Origin of the sequence: Chryseobacterium sp. CBTAP 102, assembly GCF_003201365.1 — a bacterium.
GTDB lineage: Bacteria > Bacteroidota > Bacteroidia > Flavobacteriales > Weeksellaceae > Chryseobacterium > Chryseobacterium candidae.
In genome coordinates, this window is the sequence record NZ_QICX01000017.1 from 1 (window position 1) to 25,891 (window position 25,891).

Here is a 25,891-nt window from a genome sequence, read left to right on the forward strand (position 1 = left end):
TATTTTATTTTTAAAATCCTTTATCTTATTGATAAAGGATTTTTTTTGCTTTATACCCAAGCAGGGAACCCTAAACTCATACATAATGAGTAATAGATGATAAACAATACATCGATTATTCATGAACCATCAATCATCAACGATCACTTATCACTTATCCATTATCCATTATCCATTATCCATTATCCATTATCAACTATCATTAATCACTCATCCTTATGATGGACAGTACACACTCCAGTTGTCACTCCGTAGGAGTCTGAACAAAGTATTATCACATAACTCAAGTATTACTTTTACCTTTTAAATCCTTTAAAGACTATAATAAAGGAGGCTGGATTCCTGCGGAATGACACAGTAGAAAGAAGCGGCGCAAGTGAAACAATTAAATAAAGAATTTATACATACCCTTTGGAATCCTTAAAATTCATTATTCATTACCCAACTCCAAAGTTATAGTCGTATAAGGATCCAATAGCCTAAGATTATGAAGATTGTAAGTTATGGCGGATCAGATCCTTAGTACGACAATAAATTGTAAAGATCCTATTGCTAATCAATAAATTTTATTGGTTTAGGTGGTCTTTCAATTAGTTAAATAGTTATGAAGATTGTATAATGTGTTTTTTATAGAGTACAAATAGAAAAAGTTTTTTAAATTAACTTTTCTCTAATTGTTGGCAGTACATTTATTTCTTATCCCACCATATACGGCCTTGTATATCACTTTCACTGGCTCCAAATTCAGGATCCTGTTTCATTTGCTCCAATGCTTTCTTTTGATTTTGATAATTCAGATTATCTTTTGAAGGAGTGGGAAGAACAATTCTTCTAGGCATTATCAATAGAATTCCGGCTTCACTGATTGGATTTTCCAGCTTAAGAGCAGTTGAAATATTAGGTATTCCGGTTCTTTTGATCAAGGACCATACTTCATTAGGTTGTTTAAAATAATTTAAATATTCCTGAATGATAATCTGTTCCAATGCCAATGACGGTGTAAATTTAATCTGTGCTTCATTGAGATAAGCTATAATATCAGCATCACTCGCTATTTTGTAATCATCTACCAGTGCTTCTTTGGCAATATAGTTATAGGTTTCAATAGACGCTCTGATTCCTTGTTCGTAAAGATCTTTTGTATTACCCGGAATAAGATTTCTTGCTGTAAGTTCTGCTTTCAACAGAGAATAATCTGCGTAGGTAAGAATTGGGAATATAGCATTTCCTGTTCCAATAATACCTTTTGAAGTATTTTCCGGCCTCCAGATTCTATATTGCAATCTGGAAATCGTATCATAATTTACTCCATTTAATAATCTTTTTGCTGAAGTATAATAACGGCTCATATCGGCTGAAACCATATTGGGGCTTACTGGGCCGCCAACATAACGCTGATTTTCCATAGTGGCTTTCATTTTACCGGCAGCTACAAGTTTATTTATATTTTCTTGGGAATAATCATTCTGCTGAAAAAAGATAGATATTCTGGGATCTTTATTTTCGTTCATGAAATCAACCATAGGCTTTGAGGCAGACATTCCTACAGGATTAAAATTACCATGCTCTGTAAATCTTCTGGCGCGTAAAAGGAAGCTTGATGCTGTACTGCTAATCTCATCCCTTGATAAAACCTGTGCAGCAATGGCGGTCAGTTTAGCTGGATTTCTTTTCATAAGCCTTGATGCAATTTTCAATCTTAACGAATTGCCAACCCTTTTCCATTTGCTTATATCTCCGTTAAAAAACAGATCTTTTTCTCCGGGGTTTATCTGTACAGATTGATCTGCGCTTTGTATGGCCGTATAAACATCATTCAGCTGTTTGTCAAAAACATCATATAATTGTTCCTGTGTTTCAAATACCGGAGTCTGTGTACCTCCATAGCGTGCCTGAAAAGCTTCTGTATAGGCCATGCTTCCATTCACATCTGTTACATACCATGCATAATAAACTTTTAAAATTGTGGCAATGCTTTTGATGTTCACGTATTTTTTTTGTTCTTCAGCGGGCATATGATCTATTTTATAAATGATGTCTGTAAGTAAAGCACCATGATCTCCATAAAAGATATCTTTCCTCTGATTCATGTTGGAACCGTCAATCATAAACTGTGAAGAATTACCCGTACTGGGAACCAGGGTCTGGGTCCATGGCATAATTCTACGGTAATAATCGTAATAGTATTCGAAACTCGCATTATATCCTTTCATAATGGCTAAAGGAAGAAGTTCTTCAGGGGTAGCATTTATTTGATCTACAGGATTGGTATTAATCTCAGCAAAATCGCGTGTACAGGATATGAAAAAGAGAAGTGGTAAAATAAGTATAAGTATTTTTTTCATTTTTTGATTATTTTTTATAATATTTAGAATGAGAAATCCAGATTAAATCCAAAATATCTGGACATAGGAGAGCCTCCATATTCCGCAAAGCTGCCTGCACTGTTGGAATATTTTCCTTCTGGGTTTATTCCATCCGGTAATTTATTATAAATATAAAATAGGTTCCTGCCTATAAGGGATAGGTTCAGGGTATTTACTCCAAGAGATTTGATCATGTCAGGTTTAAAGGAATAGGTAAGGCGTGCTTCACGTAGGGAGACCCATGTATTTTCAAATATAGCCTGCTCCCTTATGCCATTTCCCCATGAGGCTAATCTGTTGTAGTAGGAAGATGTTTTTACTGGGTTGATCCACCCTTTTTCATAAGCTTCCTGATAAGTCATACCGCTTACATCTCTGGTGACTCCTTGTTTATCCTTTATGATAGAATTTTGGGCAAATACTCCATCAGGAATTACCCCATATTGAGTGTTGCCCTGGGAATCAATATATTTGATTCCTCCTCTTTCCTCATCCCTGTACTTTAATGTGGATGAAAGGTTGCCAAACTGAACACCATAATTGTAGGTTGCAGAAAGAATATCACCACCTACTCTTGCATCTATCAGTACACTTAAAGATAAGTTTTTATATTTGAAAGTGTTTCTGAAGCTGGCTAAAAAATCAGGAGTTAATTTCCCTACTGTAGTATATTCCTGATTTTGGTAGGAATTTGACCTCAGATAAGAACCATCAGCTTTAAGAACTTTCATTCCGTTTCTGGGATCATCAATTTTATTACCATTCGCATCCAGAGCCTGATATCTGGCATAGGCATATTGGGTTTGTATCAAACCATATTGTTGGCCAGGTATTGCTATACTTTTTACATCAGTACCCATACCCCAGTTTAATACATATTCAGTAACACCGGGATACAGCTCAATAAGTTTATCCCTGTTTTGAGAGAATGTAACTGTGGTATTCCATTTGAAGTTGGGAAGTTTTACCGGAATGGCGTTCACAACTACCTCTATACCTTGGTTTTGCAGATTTCCGGCGTTAATCTGCTGCTGGCGGAGTCCTGATTCTTGGGGTAAGGAAAGAGTTAACAGCTGATTGGTTGTATTGGTTTTATAAAAGGAAACATCAAAATCCAGCCGGTTACTGAAGAAAGACATATTTAATCCAAATTCTACAGATCTGCTCAATTCATTTTTTAAATTTAAATTCGCAAGCGAGTTACTATTGAAGCCAACTAACGGAATGCGGGTTCCATCGGGGGAATTGTAAGCTAAAGGATCAGGTCTGTAGTAAAGGCCGGAGCTTGTGTTGTATGGTGAAGTATCTCTTCCAACCCATGCCAGACTTCCTCTAAGGCTTCCGGAATTTATCCAATTTGGAAGTTTAAAAGAATTGGAAAATATCCAGTTTCCCACAAACGAAGGATAAAAATAGCTTATACTTCCATGTCCATCAGGATATGCCAGTGTGGAAGACCAGTCATTACGGCCTGTGATATCAATGAACAGCTGGTCTTTCCATCCGAAATTAGCAAAAGCGTACAGGCCCTGAATTCTTTTTGGGGACTGATTACCATCAGTATAATAGACCTCACTTTCTGCCGGATCTATTGAGTTCTGGAGCTGGAAAACGCCCGGAGAATTAAGTCCTCCATTAGTCCATTGCCTTGTGGCTTTGTATTTGGATCTGAAATCTTCTCCACCAACAGATGCATTAAGGGTAAGATTTTCCGACAATTTGAAGTTGGCATTCAATAAAAATTTCGTAGTATACTGTTCTTTTCTTCCTTCCAAAATACTATAGCCACCGCCATTAAATCCTGGGCTTTCTCCAAGTATTTTAGATTCATTCAGAAAATTATAATTATTGAAGTTGCCGTTTATCATTAAGTTTAACCAGTCTGTTAGCTGGGATTTTAGTTCGATCCTGCCTATATAATTGTTTTCTTTCTGGGTTCTTGTATTCTGGAAAATATTAAAATAAGTAGATGCCATACCGTAAGGATCTGCATTGTCTAGTTTCATTCCTCCATTTACAGGATCCATATAATTGCTTTTCCAATAAACCGCATCAAAACTTCTGGGAGTGCCATAGATAAAGCTGAAGAGCGGACTTTCATTTCCTCCCTGAGGTACGGGGTTCTGCCCGAAAGACCGGTTATAGTTGAAACTTGCATCTACCTGCAAATATTTACTGAACTGATGGGTTCCACGGATAAAATAGGCATTTTTGATAAACTTATTACGGGGAAGAATACCGTCCGCTTCCTGATTGGTATAATTGAATAAAATAGTAGATTTTTTATTTCCTCCTGAGAGTTCAAATGAGTTTTTACGATCAAACCCTACCTGATAAATATCCTTATAATTATTCGGCTGGGGATTCCACAGAATGGTCCTGCCATCAATATCCTGTACTGGTTTTCCGTCAAATTTTGGCCCGTAGCTATAAAAAAAATTGTTAGGATCGATAAAACGGTTTCCGTCAGCATCCGTTGAAAAACTGGGTCCAATACCGGCGCCAAATTCATTCTGAAACCTGGGACCGCCATAGACATGCTGTGTAGTAAGAGAAGAATTTATCCTGACACTCAATCCATTTGTTCCTTTTCCTTTCTTGGTTGTAATGACAATAACCCCGTTAGCAGCCCGTGAGCCATAAAGAGCAGATGCAGCAGCTCCTCTTAATACGGAAACGGATTCAAAAACATCTGAGTTCAGGTTTTTCATTTCATTACCGAAATCATAACCCGCACCCCAGGAGTCCGCACCCGTTACTCCATTGTCAATAACTACTCCATCAACTACTATCAGAGGCTGATTATTGTTGCCTAATGATGTATTTCCCCGGATCTGAATCCTGGCACTGGACTGCGGGCCTCCGGAGCCTGCCGTAATTTCTACACCCGGAAGTTTACCCTGAAGGGCTTCCATAGGATTAACGACACCAGCCTGGGTAATGTCTTTGGTTTCTACTTTGGTAATGGCGTAGCCTAGTTTTCTCTGATCTCTTTTGATCCCAAGTGCAGTAACAACAACTTCATCAATTTGTTTATTCTTTATAGAATCTTTCTTCGCATTTTGACCGCTTAGGTGGTTTGTACTCAATAGAAAACAAAAAACGCCAACAGCCAAGGGATGTCTTGTATTTAATTGTTTCATTTTGTTCATCATTTGCTTATTGCAATATATAAAAAAAATATAGTACAATAGCACAAATTCGAATGTAACGTATTGATTGTCAGTATTTATTGAGTTGTGTTTTTCTTTTCAATGCTGATTTTAATGTATAATTTTCTGTAATTATCAATATTAAAAATATAAAAAATGATCATATACTATTATCTGTAAATTTTATTTTTTTACTTTTTATATGATATAAGCTTTTGTCTATTAGAAATGAGGCTGTAAATTATTTATTGTCAATTTATTTAATACGTATGAAAAATCCCTTACCAATATGATAAGGGATTAATTTATTGAAAAGGATAACAATTATATCATACCTGTATGACTCCAAGATTGAACTTCTCAGTAATAGGAGAATGATTAGCAGCTTCAATTCCCATAGAAATCCATTTTCTTGTGTCGGCAGGATTGATGATTGCATCTGTCCATAATCTTGCTGCTGCGTAGGTGGATTCAGTCTGTTTCTGATATTTCTTTGAAATGGTATCCAGAATTTCGTTGTGCTCTTCTTCTGAGATTTCTTTTCCTTGCTTTTTTAAGGTAGATTCCTGAATCTGAGCCAGTACTTTGGCAGCCTGTGCACCTCCCATTACCGCTAAATCTGCCCACGGCCATGCAACAATTAATCTTGGGTCATAAGCTTTTCCGCACATTGCATAGTTTCCTGCTCCATAAGAGTTGCCTGTAATGATCGTAAATTTAGGAACTACAGAGTTGGAAACCGCATTTACCATTTTAGCTCCGTCTTTAATAATACCGCCATGTTCTGATTTTGAACCTACCATAAATCCGGTAACATCCTGTAAGAAAATTAAAGGGATTTTTCTTTGATTACAATTTGCAATAAATCGGGTTGCTTTATCTGCGGAATCAGAGTAGATCACTCCTCCGAACTGCATTTCTCCTTTACCGCTTTTAACAAGCTTTCTCTGATTGGCTACAATTCCTACAGACCAGCCGTCCACTCTTGCTGTTGCGCAGATAATACTTTTACCATAGTCTGGTTTATATTCATCATACTCGGAGTTATCCACAATACACTTGATAATTTCATAGGTATCATACTGTTCAGCTCTTGAAACCGGCATAATTCCGAAAATATTTTCAGGATTTTCTCTTGGCGGGAAACTTTCTATTCTGTCAAAACCTGCTTTTTCAGTAGTTCCTACAGATTTCATGATGGTTTTGATTCTGTTCAGGGCATCTTTATCATCTTTGGCTTTATAATCCGTAACACCTGAAATAGAGCAGTGGGTAGTTGCTCCACCCAATGTTTCATTATCAATACTTTCTCCGATAGCGGCCTTTACCAGATAACTTCCTGCAAGGAAAATAGAGCCTGTTTTATCCACAATCATAGCTTCGTCGCTCATGATGGGAAGATAGGCGCCGCCGGCTACACAACTTCCCATAACAGCTGATATCTGGATGATTCCCATGGAACTCATTTTAGCATTGTTTCTGAAAATTCTTCCAAAATGCTCTTTATCCGGAAATATCTCATCCTGCATAGGTAGATAAACTCCTGCAGAGTCTACCAGATAAATGATTGGAAGTTTGTTTTCCATAGCAATTTCCTGTGCTCTCAGGTTTTTCTTTCCTGTGATAGGAAACCAGGCACCGGCTTTTACAGAAGCATCATTAGCAACAATAATACACTGTCTTCCGGAAACGTAGCCAATAACCACTACAACACCTCCACTAGGGCATCCTCCATGCTCCTGATACATTTCGTATCCTGCAAATGCTCCAATTTCTATGGAATCTGAATCTTTATCGAGAAGATAATCTATTCTTTCTCTTGCTGTCATTTTTCCTTCATCACGAAGCTTTTGAAGCCTCTTCTCACCACCACCTTTTTTAATTTCGGTGAGTAAGCGATTTATTTCAGATAATTTTAATCTGTTCTGATCTTCTCGTTTATTGAATTCGATGTCCATAAAATTTTCAATTTTTTACGCTTAAAGATACTATTTTTATGAGGAATATAAATTGGAAGTAAAACAGGTGTTTAATTATTTGGTTTCTAGTAAATTGTGAAATTTTTAACTAAAAAATATTTTTAAATAATTTATATTTTTTCTAACTTTACACTAGAGTAACAGAGATGGAATTCTCTGCAAAATACTCTAAGTTCCTAGTTTATTTTTTTAATAGTTTATTATTTGAAGGCCCTGAAAGTTTAACAAATTTTCAGGGTTTTTTTGGGCAGTGTAGTTATTATTTTAATTTCTTTTAACTTTTTTTAGATTAAAATTATCTTTTTATCAATATTTTGCGTTTGCTATTTGTAAATTTGCACGTTAAAAATTTAAAGGGGTTAGGTTATGCATAAATTGGCACTTTTCAGGTTGCATTTAATAGTTTTTTTATGGGGGTTCACTGCAATTTTAGGAAAATTGATTCAAGCCAATGCCCAGATCCTTGTATTTTACAGAATGTTGTTTGCTTCTATCTTTCTGTATGTATTTATCAGGTTTTTTAAAAAAGAAAGCATAAAGGTTTCTAAAAAAATATTTTTTCAGCTGGCGGCAATAGGTTTTGCCATGGCACTCCATTGGTATTGCTTTTTTTATTCTATTAAAGTTTCCAATGTTTCTATTGCGCTAAGTTGTCTTTCCTTATCTACACTTTTTGCCTCCATTCTGGAACCCGTTATTTTTAAAAGAAAGATTGATGTATCTGAAGTGGTAATGGGAAGTGTTATCGTAGCTTGTATATTATTGATCTTTAAGACAGAGTTTCATTTTAAAGAAGGCATTATTTATGGAATTCTGAGTGCCGTATTCGGTACTGTTTTTTCTGTTTTTAATGGTAAGATGTTTGGTAAAACAAGTTCTGGAAACATAATTTTTTATGAAATCTTCTGTGGTTGGTTTATTTTAATGATATTTTATTTGCTTTCGGGGCAAATTTTTCAGATGAACGAAATAAACTATAGTGATCTGGCGTTAATATGCTTGTTAGCCAGTGTTTTTACTGCTTTTCCAATGCTGGAATCTGTTAATTTAATGAAATATATATCACCTTTTACGTTAATTTTAACAGTTAATTTAGAGCCGGTCTACGGAATTATACTAGCTTTTTTTATCTTTGGGGAATCAGAACATATGAGCCCGATATTTTATGTCGCTTCAGGTGTTATGATACTGGCAATCATTGCAAATGGATTAATAAAAGCCAGAAAAACTAAAAACTTAAACTAAGCATCAAATTTATATGATGAAAAAATATTTTTTACTTGCATTTTCACTGTTGTTTGGGCTTTCTCAATCTCAGATTATCAGGAAATATTCCAATGAGTTCTTAAATATCGGAGCTGGAGCAAGAGGGCTTGCTATGGGAGGGGCGGTAATTAGCAACCAGGATGATGTATATTCTCCTATGTGGAACCCGGCAGGCTTGATGTCTGTTGAAAGAGACTGGCAGGGAGCAGCAATGCATGCTGAATACTTTGAGTCTATCGCAAAGTATGATTATCTGGCTTATGCAAAAGTACTTGAAGAAGGCGTATTTGGAGTTTCCGTAGTAAGACTTGGGGTAGATAATATTTTGAATACAACTCAGATGATCGATTCTGAAGGGAACATTGATTATGATAAAATTACCAAGTTTTCCCAATCCGATTATGCAGCTATTCTTTCTTATGCATTCAGACCGGGAGGGAATCCTAAACTTGATGTTGGGGTGAATGCTAAAATTGTCTATAGAAATGTGGGTAAATTTGCGAGTGGTTATGGTTTTGGTTTCGATGTTGGAGCAATTTATAAGGCAGATAACGGCTGGAAGTTTGGAGGAATGGTGAGAGATATCACCACTACCGTAAACTTCTGGACGATCAATCAGAAAGAACTTTCTACTGTTGTAAACGGTGAGGAATTCAACCCTGCTCCTAAAGATAAACTGGAACTTACAATGCCTAAACTCAATGTAGGTGCCAGCAAATTATTCGAAATCAATAGCAGTGTTTATGTATTACCGGAAGCCGGGATCAATGTGGATTTTGCTAAAACAGCGTCATTAATTTCTACCGACTTTGCCAGTATCAGTCCATATGCCGGAGCTGAATTAGGCTATCAGAAAATGATTTTTGTAAGATTGGGGATCAACAGATTCCAGTCTATTACAGATATAGAGGATCTTAAAAGAAAAGTTTCTTTCCAGCCAAGTGCGGGTCTTGGGATCAGATATAGAGGACTAACGCTGGATTATGCCATTACGAATTCGGGGATTGGCGGATCTAATTTCTATTCCAATTTCTTCTCTTTAAAACTGGATATGGGAGCATTCAGAAACGATTAAAACTATAGAAATGAAAAAGTTATTAATGCTGATGTTGGTAGTAAGCTCAACATTGGCTTTTACCCAAAAGATTACCGACTATAGATATGTGGTGATTCCTGAAAAATTTAAAACCTTTAAGAATAGCAGTTTCGGATTGGAAGCTTATCTTGCTAAAGTGTTACAGGAAAAGAAATATGAAATTTTAACTGAGGCTATGGATAAATGGCCATCTGAGGCTAAAAATAATTCATGTAATGTAGCTAATGCTGAAGTATTGAATGATAAGAGCTTGTTTACAAATAAAGTAATTCTACAGTTCAGAGACTGCAACAAAAAGGTGATTTTTGAATCTAAAGGACGTTCAGATATAAAAGAATTTGAAGAGGGGTTTCCTGATGCATTGAAGCAGGCTTTAACATATGTAGCATTCTCCAACCCGGTAGAAATGCTGCCTGCTGCTAACAATAGTAATGCTGCTCAGAATTCCTCACAGTCTGAGCCTGTGGTATCAACAACAAATCAGGAGGGGAGCGATTACTCAAACGGAAAACTGGATCTTCAGAAAATACAGATTGAGCCTAATCAGTTTATTCTGGCAAAATCCGGAAGCTCAGTACCGTTTGCTGTTTTCAAAGCAACTTCAAAGAGCTCTGTTTTCCTTGTAAAAATGGCTGATGGGAATACCACCATCGGATATTTTGAAAATAGGAATATTGTGATAGATATTCCGCAGGCAGACGGAAGGTACTCCAAAGAAGTATTTGTGGCAAAATAATTTTCACAAGCAGAAATAAAAACATAAAAGGCTCTTGAAAAAAAGAGCCTTTTATAATATATATGCTGATGTGTTTTTCATAGTTCCGGAAATTTGAAAGTGGTTTTATCTTTTTTAGAAAAAACGATTATCATAAAGATGTATAATGTTAAATTTAAAAGATTGATAAATTAGAGATCATTTTCATAGTATTATCGTCATTAGTTGATAATACTAATTTATGAATAAAATATAAATAATGCTATTATTTAGTAAAATATTTATTAATATGTATTTTTTATTGATTTATTTCATTTTATGTTGAAAAATAATTGATTTTTTATCCCCTGTTAATGAAATAGCAAATATCCGTAAAATCCTATGAAGAGAGGATTTTTATTAAGAAAATTTAACAGTAGGTACCACGCAATAATTAATTAGTATTAAAAAATTCCCAGATTACTTTCGCCTTACTTTTCCCTAAAATTTCTTCCAGAGTCTCCAGATTGGCCTCTTTGATACGTTTTACGGACTTTAATTTAGACAGAAGCAGTTCAATAGTTTTTTCCCCCACCCCAGGAATTTCTTCCAGTTCAGATTTTATAGTAGAATTTTTTCTTCTCGTTCTGTGATGTTTTACCCCAAACCGGTGAGCTTCGTCACGGACACGCTGAAGGATTTTTAATGTTTCAGATTTTTTATCCAGATATAAAGGAATAGGATCTTCCGGGAAGAAAATTTCTTCAAGTCTCTTAGCGATCCCTACAATAGTAATTTTTCCATAAAGACCTAGTAATCTCAGGCTTTTTACAGCAGAAGACAGTTGCCCTTTTCCGCCATCAATAAGAATCAGCTGAGGAAGACTTTCTCCTTCATCAAGCATTCTTTTGTAACGGCGGTAGATAACTTCTTCCATTGTTGCAAAATCGTTTGGTCCTTCCACTGTTTTAGGATGGAAAATTCTGTAATCTGCTTTACTCGGTTTTCCGTCTTTAAAAACAACACATGCAGACACAGGATTCGTTCCCTGAATATTTGAGTTATCAAAACCTTCAATATGTCTTGGCTCTACAGGCATTCTCAACAATTTCTGCATTTCGGCCATGATTCTGTTGGTATGCCTTTCAGGATCTACAATCTGAACCTGTTTCAGTTTTTCAAGACGGTATTCTTTAGCATTTTTTTCAGAAAGCTCTACAATTCTCTTTTTGTCTCCTACCTTAGGAACAATCAGCTTTACATTTGGGATTTCTACAGAAAGATGAAATGGTAAAAGAACTTCTTTAGAATCGGAAGAAAACTTCTGGCGAATCTCAATCAGAGCTTCCTCCATAATATCTTCATCGGTTTCTTCAAGAATCTTTTTGATCTCAGTAGTAAAACTCTGGATGATATTCCCGTTTCTGATTTTAAAGAAATTGACATAAGCAGCGGTCTCATCACTCGTCATTCCGAAAACATCTACATCATCAATATTGGGATTTACTACGGTGTTTTTGGCCTGATAATCCTCAAGAATATCCAGTCTTTCCTTAATAATCTGAGCCTCTTCAAATTTAAGACTGGAAGCCAGTTTCATCATCTGATTCACCAGATAATCTTTTGCTTTCCGGAAATCTCCTTTAATAATTCCGCGGATGGCATCTATTTTTTCGTCATAATCTTCTTTGCTTTCAAGATCTTCACATGGCCCTTCGCAGTTTTTGATGTGATATTCCAGACAGACTTTATATTTTCCATCCGCAATCTTGGCTGGAGAAAGATTCAGGTTACATGTTCTAAGCTTATAAATGTGTTTTATAGTATCCAGCAATATTTTTGCAGGACGTACTTTTGCATACGGACCGTAATATTCTGATCCGTCTTTAATCATATTTCGGGTCAGAAAAATTCGAGGAAAATCTTCATTTTTGATACAAATCCATGGATAGGTCTTGTCATCCTTCAACATGACATTATAAAACGGCTGATACTCCTTGATCAGATTATTTTCCAATAGCAAAGCATCATATTCACTGTTGACAATCGTGGTTTCCAGTCTCTGGATTTTGCTGACCATTATTTTGATCCTGTATCCGGAAAGGTTTTTATTGAAGTAAGATAGAACCCTCTTTTTAAGATTTTTAGCTTTCCCAACATACAAAAGCTGTTCGTTTTTATCATAATAACGATAAACGCCGGGTTCGGATGGTAAAGTTTTGAGCTGTAGTTCTAAAGAAGGATTCATATAACAAAATTAAGGAATTTAGTTTCAGAAAAAAAACAGCAGAAAACAAATGCTTTTCGGAAGTGTTGATTTCCCATAAAAAAAGAGACTGCTTTTTAAAGACAGCCTCTCTCTTTTAATCATAGATTTGTGTTGTTGATATTTGTGTTATACAATTACAACCTGTAAAGAAATCCATCTTGTACCATCGCTGATAATTCTCCATTGCGAATAATTCTGCCCGGTCTGGACTTCATAATTCAATGATGAACTTTTGGTATTGTAACTGTTGGTCTCGGTAATAGCACCAAGCATAGGATAATTTGTAAACGCGCTTTCTCCTGTGCTGGAACCAAGCCTGTCGCTGTCATTAATGAAATGCAGGATTCTTCCCGGACACGTGGTAGGATCCGGCAAAATCATATTCGCCGTTGTATTAATAAAAGGGCTCGTGTTCCCGATATTGCCAGATGAAGCTCCTCCGGTAGACGCTGTGTTGAATCTCAGAATAAGGATGTAATCATCTGGCTGAATGGTATAAGGTGTTGCAGGGCTGTATGTTCCGGTAATGATTTTGAATCCTTCTACATGGCCGGAAGACGAATTTCGCACATTATACCATTTGTTTGTTGGAGAATCGTAAAAATACAAACCTACAGAAGTTACATTAGAAACTTTATTGATGGCAGATCCGTCTAATGAAGTTACAAAAACAAGAGTTCCGTTTTGGTCTGTTCCGTAAGAAGCGTCTTTTGCGGAAAGTTGAGAGCGGGTTAATCTTGGTGTTGTAAATCCGTCAGGAACAGTTGCTGTAGAAGCCAGACCATTTACCTGTAATGTTACCTTAGGATCGGTAGTTCCAATTCCTACTCTTCCTGTGTCTGTCGCAACAAATTCAGTTCCGGCAGTTCTTGCAGTGCCGTCCGATTTTGTACCGATCTTAACGCTAGATGAAGTTATATCGTTGGTCCAAGCATCATTGGTCATGTCGAGAGGACTCCATACCGTACCATTCCAATAGTGAAATCCCTGTGAAAAAGTGCCTGCATTCGTGATAAGATACACGAGCTGTCCGTTAACTGTTCCATTAACGGCAAGGTCATTCACTCTTGGAACTAAAATACCATCGTTTGCAGTAACAGCACCCGGCCCTGAACTGGTGTGGTTTTTTGCGCGGATATCTAGTGTGGCTTCCGGAGTAGGAGTGTTAATGCCTACTTGTGCTAAAACAAAAGAAGGGGAAACTATAGCCATTAGTAAAGCTAAATATATTTTTTTCATTTTTATTTTTTTTAATTGAAGATAAATTATTTTGTTATTATTATCGAGGGTAAACAAAATATAGTGGGGGAGGTCTTATATCAAATCTTTTTTTATGATCTGAAGAGCCTATCTTTGAGTTATTGAAATTTGGATTTACAGCATGATTGGTATAGACATATAACTCAAGAGAATTTTTTGCAAAATAAACGGGATGTATTATTTTTTTTATAGTTAAAGGAGATGGAATAACAAAACAGCATGAAGAAGAGGTTTGAACACTAATTTGCGAATTATTTCTCTTTTGTTGAAAGATATATGAATTTTTTACAATCTTTTCATATTGCTTTTCTTTTTTTGATTTGGTCCCGCTTTTCTTTATTTGCTCGTCTGGCCTGTTTTTTTTAACCTGTAAAGCAACTTTTACAGCCTTTTCATCATTTGCTGTTTTATTGGATATCAATTTTCCCTTTCCTTCCACAGAAATGGCTGCAGCGTCGAGTGCAGTATCATCCAGTACATAAACGCAGGTTCCTTCACCAATATAAATTTGTGTTTTTGCCTTCTGGCATAGGAATAAGAATATAATCACCAGCAGGCTTTTCGAAAAGCTTGCGATCCATTTGCGATCTGGTGATTTTATTTTTATCATGACGAAAAATTTCGTTATTATGGAAGGTTATATTTCAACAAACATCTTTTTCCACTTTGCAATAGAGTTTCTGCTGATTTTAAATTCTCTGGAAAGATCGATGTTCGTTAATCTGTTCTTTTTCTGATATTTTAAGATCTGAATAATAGCTTTGTCATCATACGCCCTGAATTTTCCATTGTCCTCCGGACCAGAGATATTTACACCCATTAATTTTCTTTCAATCTCTATAATTTCCAGAAAAGAAATATTAGGTCTATCCAGCAGAGCTTTACAGCTTTCTTTCTTTTCCTGGTATTTCATTTCAATCATATCGGTATAAATCTTCCTGTAATCAGGAGCGGCTAGATTTTTTTTGAGTGATTGTATTTTTCTATCCATTTGTATAATGTTGTTTTAGGAATTCTATACTCTCCGATAATCTGTGTTCTGGTCTTCTTTTTCTCATTCAGCAGTTCCAGGATAAAATCTATAATTTCTTTTGTGTAAATATTTTTCCTGTAAACAGGGACAGACTGTTTTTGCTTCTTTACCGTTTGTATTTTTTCAGGTGGTGAAAATAATATGATGTGCTGCACATAAATCCTGAAAAAATCGTACTTAAGCAGTTTGCTCCATCTCAATAGGAGATCGGTCTCAATGCTTGGATTTTCATACATCTTCTGTATTTCGTTTTCTGAACAGTTGAGAAAATTTTGTATCCGTTTGGTTTCAATTCCTTTTTCCTCTGCTTTTTGCCGGATGATTTTTCCGATGTGGATATTTTTTATATCAAAAGACATCATCAATAAATTTTAATTCAACACTTGTGGTATTTATCCCAACCTGAACACATATTTTCACTTGACTTTAATAATCATTTTTCAGGAAAATAATAGAATATGATTAGAGATTCATTAATAGTATTGCAAATTTAGGTGGTTATATAAACCATTTTATGTAAATTTTATAGTTTTATTATTTAACTTAATAAATTGTAAATGACTGATTTTTAAATTTTTAAATTAGTTAATTTATAAATTGATTGCTATTGTCGTTTTCGTTGGCAATTATTTCGTGCTTGTGAAATGAAATCTCTACCTTTATGAAAATGATAACCTCTGAAACATAAAACCTATGAAATTAAATGTAAAAGAGTTCCTTGATTCGGGTCCCTCATCCCTGGATCAGTTGCTTAAGATGTACTATTTTCATTACAATCTTCTGCTTCTTGTTGTGCTGTCTGTTCACACAGTTGTTTTTTATTGTGAAGGACAAAATCTTGTTGCTTTCATCATGCTGGGTATTCTGCTTTTTTTGTCTATGCTAACTATGATTATTTACAGATTGGAATATCATGTGCTGAAATATTTTCTAAATTATTATATGATTGTAAAGACCATTTTTTTATATGGGATTTTGTTTTTATTCTGGAAAAAAGCCCCGGAAATCATTCTGTTTTTTGCATTACTGCCTTTGGGGACGTATAATTTATACACATTCCGCGCTTTAGTATTAAGTACACTTATTATTGGAGTCTTTCTTATTTTTTTTACTATAATACCACAGTCTTTTTTTCCTGTGCTTATAAATGAAAGTGCTTTAGAGTTCAGTAAGTTTAAAATATTATTTACTTTCCTTGTAGTCGCGTTGTTTTTTATTTTTTACAATAGCAAGATTACGGAGAAAAAGTTTATCGTTCGGAATAGTTTTACTGATGGTCCGCAATATGGATTTACCTCAGTAGCGGAAGATACAAATGATGTACTGGAGAAAAACACAGAAATGTATAATGAAATTTACAAAAAAATCATTGATTATCTCGATCATCAGATGCCTTGGAAAAAGCATGATTACAGCATTCAGGATCTTTCTTACAATTTTGGGATCAACACCACCTACATTTCAAGAGCCATAAGCATTAATACCGGAATGAATTTTAAAAACCTGATCAATTCATACCGTATTAACTACATCAAGGAGGAAATAAAGGTAAATTATCCCAAATATACTTTGATGTATATTTATATGACAGCAGGCTTTAAGCATCAGTCAACATTCAACAGAGCTTTTAAACAGATAGAAAACAAAACTCCTTCTGAGTTTATTAAATCCATTGAGCCGGAATCATATGCTTTGTACGAATAATGTAGTATGAAATATAGAAAATGAAGATGCCTTTCAGATTTTTTACATAAAAATAAGCTTCTTCTGAATTTAGTTTTAACAGTAATGGTGAAATGCGTAATTTTAAGAAAATTTTTTAGAAATGATATACGGAGTAGATGTTTTTACTTTCCATGATGTTCTGGAAATCTGTAAAAAACCAAATAAAGCAAAGCTTAATAAAGCTTCAAAAGAACAAATCTTAAAATCTCAGAAAAACGTACAGAAAATAGTAGAGTCTGACAGATGTGTATATGGAATCAATACAGGATTCGGACCATTATGTGATACTAAAATTTCAGCGGACGAAACCGCTCAGTTACAATATAACCTGATCATTTCTCATGCAGTGGGTGTAGGGAAGCCTATTGATAAAGAGCTTTCCAAGATTATGATGATTGCCAAAGTACATGCTCTTTCGAAAGGATTTTCAGGCGTTTCCCTGGAAGTAATTGAAAGAATGATTCTGATGCTTGAGAAAGATATCATTCCGGTGGTTCCTGAACAGGGATCTGTAGGAGCCTCAGGAGATCTTGCTCCATTAGCACATCTTGTACTGCCTTTGCTTGGTTTAGGACAGGTTTGGGAAGGAAATCAGGTTTTCGAAACAATAGATATTCTTAAAAAACACGACCTTGAACCATTACCTTTAGGTCCCAAAGAAGGATTAGGATTGATCAATGGTACGCAGTTTATCCTTGCTCATGCAATCAAGGGACTTGAGAAATTTGAATATTTACTGGACCTGGCGGATATGACTGCTGCCATGAGTATTGAAGCGTACAGAGGTTCTGCAAGCCCTTTCAAAAAAGAGCTTCACGAGATCAGACCTTTTGAAGGCAGTAAAAAAGTAGCTGCAAGAATGCTTAAGTTCTTAAAGGGATCAGAAAATTTAAAAGCTCACGAAGATTGTGAAAGAGTTCAGGATCCTTATTCCATGAGATGTGTACCACAGGTTCACGGAGCCAGCAGAAATGCTTTTGAGCACCTTAAAGGAATGGCAGAAACAGAATTGAATTCCGTTACTGATAACCCGATTGTATTAAGTGCTGAAGAATCTATTTCAGGCGGAAACTTCCACGGACAGCTGATGGCACTTCCTTTAGACTATGCTACCTTAGCCGCCGCAGAATTGGGGAATATTTCAGACAGAAGAAGCTACTTATTGCTAGAAGGAAAGTATGGACTTCCAAGATTATTAACAGAAAGCTCAGGATTGAATTCCGGATTTATGATCCCTCAATATACTTCAGCAGCCTTGGTTACAGAGAATAAGACATTATGTTTCCCTGCATCGGCAGACTCTATTCCTACAAGTTTAGGACAGGAAGATCATGTTTCTATGGGAAGTATTTCAGGAAGAAAATTCAATCAGGTGCTTGGAAATCTTGTGAATATTTTATCTGTTGAGCTGATGTTTGCCGCTCAGGGACTTGAATTCAGAAGACCTGCAAAATGTTCTAAAGTAATTGAAGAAAACTTCACTATTCTTCGTTCCAAAGTTGCCAAGCTGGAAGATGACAGGTTGATTGGGAAAGATATGTTAGCAATTGCAGAGTTGATCAATGAAAGAAAATTCATTGTCAATTAACTCAAATAAAATCAAAGCTTCCGAAATGGGAGCTTTTTTTGTTTTCATTAATATTTTAATCAAACTAAATGCATATACTCAGAACAGATTCCACCAACACAGATTTTCAAAACCTTGTAAAATCCCTTGATGCTACTTTAGCTGAGCATAATGGAGAAGATGACGGTTTCTTTGCTCAGTTCAATACAATTGATACCATTAAAAACTGTCTCGTAGCTTATATAGATGGTATTCCTGCAGCGTGTGGAGCATTCAAGCCCTTTTCAGAAGATAGCGTAGAAATAAAAAGGATGTTTACCCATCCGGAGTTCAGAAAAAAAGGATTAGGTTCCACTATTGTAAAAGAACTGGCAGGCTGGGCAGCAGAATTGAACTTTAAAAAAGCCATATTGGAAACTTCCCGGGACCTTAAAAGCGCCATCTCTGTGTATGAGAAAAACGGTTTTTACAAAATATCCAATTATGGGCAATATGTTGGAATAGAGCAAAGTGTCTGCTACGAAAAAGTATTATAATTTAATATTCATGTCATGCTAAATTCATTTTTTTTAAATTTTTAATTCTCATTAAAGTGTTATATTGTGGTTCTAATCAAAATTATAACATATGAAAAAAACTGTATTCCTACTGGCAATATTTTTTGCCCTAAACTCGTGTTCCAGAGAAGATCTTCAGAACGAAAATGTAAGAACTGAAATGTCTCAGAAAGATCCGCTGACAGCAAAACAGATCAATGAAAGGATCAATCAGGCAATTAAAACGGACGGTACTTTTAATTGGAAGAATGAATCTGATCATTTCGTATGGAGTGCTATTTTCCGTGGAAATAAAATGGTATCTATCGGTTTTGGAACTTCAAAAGATGATTTCGACAGAAGTAAATCTCCAAACAGTAATGATATCGAAAAAGAAGTTCTTTCTGTAATCAAAAAATATGAAGGAAAAGAAGAAAGAAATTTCCTTCTTCTTTCAGATCAGTATCTTAATCAGATGGATGTTGTGATAGAAAATGAAGAAACTGTTTCCGCTCTTCGACAAATGAAAAACATCCGATATGTAGAACCTGCAGATTATCATTATTTTGAATTTGAAGCTCAATATAATGCAGCTGCAAAATCTTCAGGAAGCGGTTCGTCGGGATGCGGATTTTCATCATCTACATTAAGCACTGCAGATTATACTTCAACGGCGCCAAGTGCAAAGATACCCTGGGCTTTTGCTAAGCACAATATTCCTGATGCATGGAGCTACAGTACCGGAGCAGGTGTTACAATAGGCCTTATTGACACGGGAGTTTCACCAGAACAGTCTTTATTGGGAGGAAGTTTTAATAGTGGAGCTTCTTCGGGAAGAACAATCAGTAAATACGGAGTGTATAACTCAGACGGATCCGGAGATCAGTGCGGGCACGGAACGAAAATGGCTTCGGTAATGGCAGCTCCCAGAAATAATGCAGGATTACCTGTAGGAGTAGCTTATAATGCCAATCTGATCGCCTACAGAGCAGCAGAAAATGTTGTTCTTGAAACATCCAGTGAGCAGACTGCTGTAAAAACAGCTTTCACGGAACTGGGTAACAATACCAATGTGAAGATCATTTCAATGTCAATGGGGCACATCTTCTCCGTTGGAAAAATTGAGGACGGTGTCAAGTATGCTTATTCTAAAGGGAAACTGATTTTCTGTGCCGGAGGTACTTCAACCAGCTTTACCAGCTTTGTCGGAGTAATTTTTCCTGCATCAATGCCGGAAACTCAGGCGATAACCGGTGTAAAAGAGAATACTTCCAATCAGAAATGTGATGTGTGCCATTCAGGAAGCCAGATTGATTTTACCTTCCAGATGGAAAGAGCTTCAGGAAATACTGTTCCGGTTCTGAGCTATTACAACGGCCAGGCAGATTATGTGGGTGGTTCTTCGGTAGCTACTGCAGCTACGGCGGGAATTGCAGCGCTGGTTTGGGCTAAAAATCCATCATGGACAAGAGATCAGGTTCTTACTAAAATGAGACAGTCTGCAACCTATTATCCTAATGTGAATTCAAGCTATGGTTATGGAAACATCAATGTTTTAAAAGCCGTGCAATAAATAATAGCCTTATAAAAGAAAAGGAAATATCTCAGCTGAGGTATTTCCTTTTTTGTTTTTAATATAGAGATGGCTATCCGATCCTTACACTTGTCATACTTAATGATCCACCGATAAGCTCATCGTTAAATAACGCAAGGTCTTCGGATTGATCTTTTAACCCTAAAGTATACAGTAAAGGAAGATAATGATCAGGCGTAGGAACAGCATATTGTAAGAAAGTTCCCTGTTTCTGATAATCAATAATATTCTGAAAATTTCCATCCAGAAGCCAGTTGTTGGTTTTTTCTCTGGCTTCCACTGCCCAGTCCCAGCCGGCTCCCACTGTATTTATATTTTTCCAGTCGATAAGGCGGAGATTATGAACAATATTTCCGCTTCCGATAATCAGGATGCCCTTTTCACGAAGTTTATTCAGCTTTTTTGCAAGATCATAATGATACTGAGGAGGTTTTGTATGATCGATACTCAGCTGGATAACAGGAATATCTGCCTCGGGGTACATATGTTTGATAACCGACCATGCACCGTGATCCAGTCCCCAGCTGTGGTCTTCTTCCACATTTACAGGAAGAAGAAGCTCTGCGGTTTCTTTGGCCAGTTCCGGACTGCCGGGAGCGGGATACTGCACATCAAAAAGGGCTTTTGGAAAGCCATAAAAATCATGAATGGTTTTCGGCATATCCATAGCCGTTACAAAAGTTCCGTCTGTATACCAGTGGGCAGAAATACAGAGAATTGCATTAGGTTTAGGAATTTCTGAAGCAGCTTTCCGGAAACCCTGTACAAATTGATTCTCTTCAATGGCATTCATTGGTGAACCATGTCCAAGAAATAAAACAGGCATTCTCTGTGTGCTTTTAAAACCGTTGCTTATATTTTGAAGATCGCTGAGGTTCATAAATATTGAAGATTATAAAAAATAAAAGGTCCAAGGCTTTTAGACAAATCCCTGAACCTTTTAAGATATATGTTATTTACTATGCCTGTTTTACAAACTGTAATTCACCAGCTACTTTTACATCATCGCTTACCATTACACCTCCTGCTTCAAGAGCTGCATTCCAGTTTAATCCGAAATCTTTTCTGCTGATTTTTCCTTCAAAAGAGAAACCTGCTTTTGTATTTCCCCATGGATCTACATTAATTCCTCCGAAGTCTACATCAAGATTCACAGGTTTTGTAATTCCGTTGATGGTAAGATTTCCAACAATAGAATTGTTTAATGCCTGAGATTCAAAAGTAATTGTAGGATGTACTTCAGCATTGAAGAACTCTGCAGACTTTAAGTGGTTGTCTCTGTCTGTATTGTTGGTGAACACAGAATCCGTCTGGATTGTAGCGGTAGTTTTTGCATTTGCAAAGAATTCGTCTTCAGATTCAATCTCAGCAGTGAAAGTTCTGAAACTTCCTTTTACGTTAGAGATCATCATGTGTTTTACTTTGAAAGTAATTTCACTATGCGTAGGGTCTAAAATCCATTTTGTTGCCATTGTATTTTGTATTTTTTGTTTGTTATTAATAATGCAAATTTAGGACAGCGTACCTATACAAGTCATTGATATAGGATAAGAAATCAGATTTTTAAGATCAATTGTCAATTTTGCTTCGCAAGTGAATATTGAATGATTATAGGTGTTCAAAAATTTAAAAATTGACAAACGAAGCAGATTGACCATTCACGATCCATCATTCGCCTATGCTAATAATGCCTTTAAAAATTTTATTGACCTATCCCTTTAATTAATAATTAACAAAGATTTTCTTATTGATGAGCCTGTCGAAGCTATTATTACTAAAAGGGATAGGTCAAAATTTATTATTAAGTTAAGAAATAATTCCTTTGAATGTATGAATTCCATTTTATGAATGTTTTAATTTAACGTTTCTTAACGAATGGTTTTTATTTCTTATTTTTGGAGGATTCAATTTTATCCAATGAAATTACATAAATTTTCTTTATTAATGCTGGTTTTAGGAAGTTCAGCATTTGCCCAGACCCAGAAATTTACCATGGCGGAGGCTGTCAATGGGATGAGAACCAACCTTGCCGTAAAAAATATTTCCCAGTTTTCATGGGCTGCAGACGGAAAATCTTACATTCAGGCAGTGAAAGGCGGCTATCTGATTACAGATTTGAAAACGAATAAGCAGGATACGCTGATTTCATTAAGCCAACTGAACAGAAATCTTTCCAACAATAAGCTGAAAGCTGTTCCACCTATTAAATTTACAGGAAATTCCAATGGATATTTTACGACTGGTGGTAAAATGTCGTGGATTGAAAAATCAGGAAACGACTGGAAAGTAAAAAGCACAGCTGCCATTGATCAGGATGCTGCAAACGTGAAAATGTTTGGTGACGGTCAGACTTTTGCTTTCACAACAAAGAATAATTTATTTGTAAACAGGAACGGAAAAACGATTGCTGTAACCAATGAGAGCAATGAAAATATAATTAGCGGGCAGGCGGTTCACAGAAATGAATTCGGAATTGATACCGGAATTTTCCCTGCTCCGAATTCGGAGAGCGTAGCTTTCTATAAAATGGATCAGAGTATGGTAGCAGATTATCCGGTCATCGACTGGTCTGTAACGCCTGCCGTAAACCACAATATTAAATACCCAATGGCTGGCCAGACTTCTCATCAGGTGACATTAGGCGTTTTCAATATTAAAAATCAATCTACTACTTTCTTAAAAGTGGAAGGTGAAAAAGATCAGTATCTAACGGCCGTTACATGGAGCCCGGATTCAAAATACATCTTTGTAGGGGTGCTGAACAGAGGCCAGAATCATATGAAAATGAATCAGTATGATGCTGCTACAGGAGAATTGGTGAAAACTTTATTCGAAGAAACAGACAGTAAATATGTGGAGCCACAGCATCCGCTTACTTTCTTCCCGAACTCTAACACAGACTTCATCTGGCAGAGCCAGAGAACAGGATATAACCACTTGTTCCATTACAGTCTTGAAAAAGGATTGATAGCACAAATCACAAAAGGTGACTGGCTGGTAACCGATATTTTAGGATTTAATGAAAAGAAAAAGGAAATCTATTTTGCCTCCACTAAAGAAACTCCTCTGGAAAGACATTTGTACAGAATAAATTGGACCAACTTCAAGATGCAAAGGCTGGACGATGCAGAAGGAATGCACATCGGAACTTTGAGCAGTGACGGAAATTATCTCTATGACGCTTACAGCAATGCCAATTCACCAAGAGTTGCCAACATTATCAATACAGCCAATTTAAAATCTACAAATATCCTTACTTCTGAAAATCCATTAAAGAATTACCAGAGACCGGAAATTAAAAATGTAACATTAAAGGCTGACGACGGAACTCCTTTGTACGGAAAGATCATTCTTCCTACCAATTTTGATCCTAATAAAAGATACCCAACTATTGTTTATCTGTACAACGGGCCACACTTACAGCTGATCACAAACAGCTTCCCGGCTTCAGGAAACCTTTGGTACGAATATATGGCTCAGAACGGTTACATCATTTTCACAATGGACGGAAGAGGTTCTTCTAACCGTGGAATGAAGTTTGAGCAGGCTGTATTCAGAAATCTGGGAACTACAGAAATGAACGATCAGATGAAAGGGGTGGAATACTTAAAATCTCTTCCTTATGTAGATGGAGACAAAATGGGAATCCATGGATGGAGCTTCGGAGGATTTATGACAACAAGTTTTATGCTTCGTAAACCGGATGTATTCAAAGTAGGAGTAGCAGGCGGACCTGTAATTGACTGGAGTATGTATGAAATCATGTATGGAGAAAGATATATGGATACTCCACAGGAAAATCCACAAGGATATGCTACTGCCAATCTTTTGGATAAAGTACAAAATCTGAAAGGGAAGTTATTGATGATCCATGGAGCACAGGATGATGTAGTAGTGTGGCAGCATTCTATAAAATTCATCAAGTCAGCGGTTGATAACGGAGTTCAGCTTGATTACTTTACCTATCCGGGACATCCCCATAATGTGATCGGGAAAGACAGGGTTCACCTGATGCAGAAAATAACAGATTATTTTGATCTATATTTGAAAAAATAATATTACAATCCAGCGGGAACGGCTGGATTTTTTTTTGATATTACCTTAATGTTATTGTATAACTTGATTGAGATTGCTTCGCTTTGTTTGCAATGACACTTTCGTTTTATTGGTGATACATTAGTGTTATTTGTGTTTTAAAAAAGTAACTTTTCGATCTTAACAAACATCAATGTTTTTGATTTTTCATAGTGGTAATTTTGTATGACTAAAATCAACAATATGGAATTAGGAATAGGAATGTTTGGAGATCTGGCCTTAGACCAGTCTACCGGAAAATATAGAGATGCAGGGATTAAGATCCGCGAAATACTGGATCAGGTAAAATTCATGGATGAGGTAGGAATAGATGTTTTCGCAATGGGAGAACACCACCGTCCGGATTATGCTGTTTCTTCTCCGGAAATCGTTTTGGCAGCAGCAGCAAGTGTTACAAAAAATATAAAACTGGCCAGTGGAGTTACTGTTTTGAGTTCTTCGGAACCGGTTAAGGTATATGAAGATTTTTCAACGCTGGATTTAATTTCAGACGGAAGAGCAGAGATATTTGTGGGACGCGGAAGTTTCATAGAATCATTTCCTCTCTACGGTTATTCATTGAATGATTATGAACAGTTATTTGATGAAAAATTAGAATTATTGCTGAAAATCAATGCTGAAGAAAACGTAAGCTGGTCTGGAAAACTTCGTGCTCCTATGCAGAACCAAACTGTTTATCCAAGAGCAAAAAATGACGGAAAACTTTCCATCTGGAGAGCTGTTGGAGGAACTCCGCAGTCTGTATTAAGCGCAGCGCAGCTTGGAATGCCTTTAGTGGTAGCCATCATCGGAGGAATGCCAATCCAGTTTAAAAATCTGATTGAATTCTATAAGCAGGAATACCAAAAAGCGGGACACGATGTTTCAAAAATGCAGATTGCAATTCACTCCCATACTTTTGTAAGTGGCGATCAAAAAGTAGCGGATGGATATTTCCATAATTATAAATCTCAGATGGATAGGATAGGCGCTTCCCGGGGATGGGCTCCTTATACAAAAGAGCAGTATGATGGGGGAAGAAGCAAAGACGGTGCATTGTTTATCGGCAGTCCCGCAGAAGTAGCAGATAAGATTGCGTATATGAAGGAAATTTTCGGAATTACAAGATTTATCGGGCATATGGATGTGGGAGATCCTGCTCATGATGTGATGATGAAATCTATTGAATTGTTTGGAAAAGAAGTAAAACCCGTTGTAAAAGGACTGTAACTGGGAACTTTATTGATAGCAAAAGCCACATAAGAACATCTCTTTTGTGG

At 36.3% G+C, this 25,891-nt stretch carries 19 protein-coding genes; 9 read left to right on the forward strand and 10 right to left on the reverse strand.

Going from position 1 to position 25,891, the window contains the following annotated elements:
- Positions 1–689: 689 nt before the first annotated feature.
- The 3 genes from C8D70_RS18645 to C8D70_RS18655 all read right to left on the reverse strand — a co-directional run bounded on the left by C8D70_RS18645 (position 690) and on the right by C8D70_RS18655 (position 7,476).
- Positions 690–2,345: a SusD/RagB family nutrient-binding outer membrane lipoprotein gene (locus C8D70_RS18645; RefSeq protein ID WP_110368310.1), complete on the reverse strand. Its 1,656-nt coding sequence runs from the start codon at positions 2,343–2,345 to the stop codon at positions 690–692.
- 23 nt (positions 2,346–2,368) lie between these two features.
- Positions 2,369–5,509 (reverse strand): SusC/RagA family TonB-linked outer membrane protein, encoded by a 3,141-nt coding sequence (locus C8D70_RS18650; RefSeq protein WP_110368350.1) that lies wholly within the window; start codon positions 5,507–5,509, stop codon positions 2,369–2,371.
- 338 nt (positions 5,510–5,847) lie between these two features.
- On the reverse strand, positions 5,848–7,476 hold the full coding sequence (locus tag C8D70_RS18655; RefSeq protein ID WP_076597131.1) for an acyl-CoA carboxylase subunit beta: 1,629 nt from the start codon (positions 7,474–7,476) through the stop codon (positions 5,848–5,850).
- A 387-nt stretch (positions 7,477–7,863) separates the two neighbouring features.
- On the opposite strand from C8D70_RS18655, the gene C8D70_RS18660 reads away from it, so the two are divergent.
- From C8D70_RS18660 to C8D70_RS18670, 3 genes are read left to right on the forward strand one after another with little or no spacing between them, the layout of a single operon-like run.
- Positions 7,864–8,742, forward strand: coding sequence for a DMT family transporter (locus tag C8D70_RS18660; RefSeq protein WP_076597132.1), 879 nt, complete (start codon positions 7,864–7,866; stop codon positions 8,740–8,742).
- 13 nt (positions 8,743–8,755) lie between these two features.
- Entirely contained in the window at positions 8,756–9,838 is a 1,083-nt protein-coding gene (locus tag C8D70_RS18665) for a PorV/PorQ family protein (protein ID WP_076597133.1), read from the forward strand.
- 10 nt (positions 9,839–9,848) lie between these two features.
- On the forward strand, positions 9,849–10,595 hold the full coding sequence (locus tag C8D70_RS18670) for a hypothetical protein (protein WP_110368311.1): 747 nt from the start codon (positions 9,849–9,851) through the stop codon (positions 10,593–10,595).
- Between the two features lie 412 nt (positions 10,596–11,007).
- On the opposite strand, the gene uvrC is transcribed toward C8D70_RS18670, so the two are convergent.
- The 5 genes from uvrC to C8D70_RS18695 form a co-directional block, all read right to left on the reverse strand.
- Positions 11,008–12,801, reverse strand: a complete 1,794-nt coding sequence (gene uvrC, locus C8D70_RS18675) for an excinuclease ABC subunit UvrC (protein WP_076597135.1) — start codon at positions 12,799–12,801, stop codon at positions 11,008–11,010.
- Between the two features lie 147 nt (positions 12,802–12,948).
- Positions 12,949–14,061 (reverse strand): hypothetical protein, encoded by a 1,113-nt coding sequence (locus C8D70_RS18680; RefSeq protein WP_136521066.1) that lies wholly within the window; start codon positions 14,059–14,061, stop codon positions 12,949–12,951.
- Between the two features lie 40 nt (positions 14,062–14,101).
- On the reverse strand, positions 14,102–14,692 hold the full coding sequence (locus tag C8D70_RS18685) for a hypothetical protein (RefSeq protein ID WP_110368312.1): 591 nt from the start codon (positions 14,690–14,692) through the stop codon (positions 14,102–14,104).
- 27 nt (positions 14,693–14,719) lie between these two features.
- Entirely contained in the window at positions 14,720–15,073 is a 354-nt protein-coding gene (locus C8D70_RS18690; protein ID WP_076597138.1) for a hypothetical protein, read from the reverse strand.
- Entirely contained in the window at positions 15,037–15,474 is a 438-nt protein-coding gene (locus C8D70_RS18695) for a transposase (protein WP_317043160.1), read from the reverse strand. Before C8D70_RS18695 ends, C8D70_RS18690 begins: the two co-directional genes overlap by 37 nt.
- 334 nt (positions 15,475–15,808) lie before the next feature.
- Here C8D70_RS18695 and C8D70_RS18700 point away from each other — a divergent pair, with 334 nt between their 5' ends.
- The 4 genes from C8D70_RS18700 (at position 15,809) to C8D70_RS18715 (ending at position 20,516) form a co-directional block, all read left to right on the forward strand.
- Positions 15,809–16,819 carry a helix-turn-helix domain-containing protein gene (locus C8D70_RS18700; RefSeq protein ID WP_110368313.1) on the forward strand — a complete coding sequence of 337 codons (1,011 nt, stop codon included), beginning with the start codon at positions 15,809–15,811 and terminating at the stop codon, positions 16,817–16,819.
- A gap of 121 nt (positions 16,820–16,940) precedes the next feature.
- Entirely contained in the window at positions 16,941–18,428 is a 1,488-nt protein-coding gene (gene hutH / locus C8D70_RS18705) for a histidine ammonia-lyase (protein ID WP_110368314.1), read from the forward strand.
- 68 nt (positions 18,429–18,496) lie between these two features.
- Positions 18,497–18,943: a GNAT family N-acetyltransferase gene (locus C8D70_RS18710; protein ID WP_076597142.1), complete on the forward strand. Its 447-nt coding sequence runs from the start codon at positions 18,497–18,499 to the stop codon at positions 18,941–18,943.
- Between the two features lie 91 nt (positions 18,944–19,034).
- Positions 19,035–20,516, forward strand: a complete 1,482-nt coding sequence (locus tag C8D70_RS18715) for a S8 family peptidase (RefSeq protein ID WP_076597143.1) — start codon at positions 19,035–19,037, stop codon at positions 20,514–20,516.
- Between the two features lie 73 nt (positions 20,517–20,589).
- On the opposite strand, the gene ygiD is transcribed toward C8D70_RS18715, so the two are convergent.
- Both ygiD and C8D70_RS18725 read right to left on the reverse strand, forming a co-directional pair.
- On the reverse strand, positions 20,590–21,417 hold the full coding sequence (gene ygiD / locus C8D70_RS18720) for a 4,5-DOPA dioxygenase extradiol (protein WP_110368315.1): 828 nt from the start codon (positions 21,415–21,417) through the stop codon (positions 20,590–20,592).
- A gap of 79 nt (positions 21,418–21,496) precedes the next feature.
- The gene (locus C8D70_RS18725; RefSeq protein WP_062675631.1) at positions 21,497–22,009 is read right to left on the reverse strand and encodes a YceI family protein; all 513 of its coding nucleotides are present in this window, start codon (positions 22,007–22,009) and stop codon (positions 21,497–21,499) included.
- A 445-nt stretch (positions 22,010–22,454) separates the two neighbouring features.
- On the opposite strand from C8D70_RS18725, the gene C8D70_RS18730 reads away from it, so the two are divergent.
- Positions 22,455–24,593: a S9 family peptidase gene (locus tag C8D70_RS18730; protein WP_110368316.1), complete on the forward strand. Its 2,139-nt coding sequence runs from the start codon at positions 22,455–22,457 to the stop codon at positions 24,591–24,593.
- A 222-nt stretch (positions 24,594–24,815) separates the two neighbouring features.
- Positions 24,816–25,841 carry an LLM class flavin-dependent oxidoreductase gene (locus C8D70_RS18735; RefSeq protein ID WP_110368351.1) on the forward strand — a complete coding sequence of 342 codons (1,026 nt, stop codon included), beginning with the start codon at positions 24,816–24,818 and terminating at the stop codon, positions 25,839–25,841.
- The last annotated feature ends 50 nt before the right edge of the window (positions 25,842–25,891 follow it).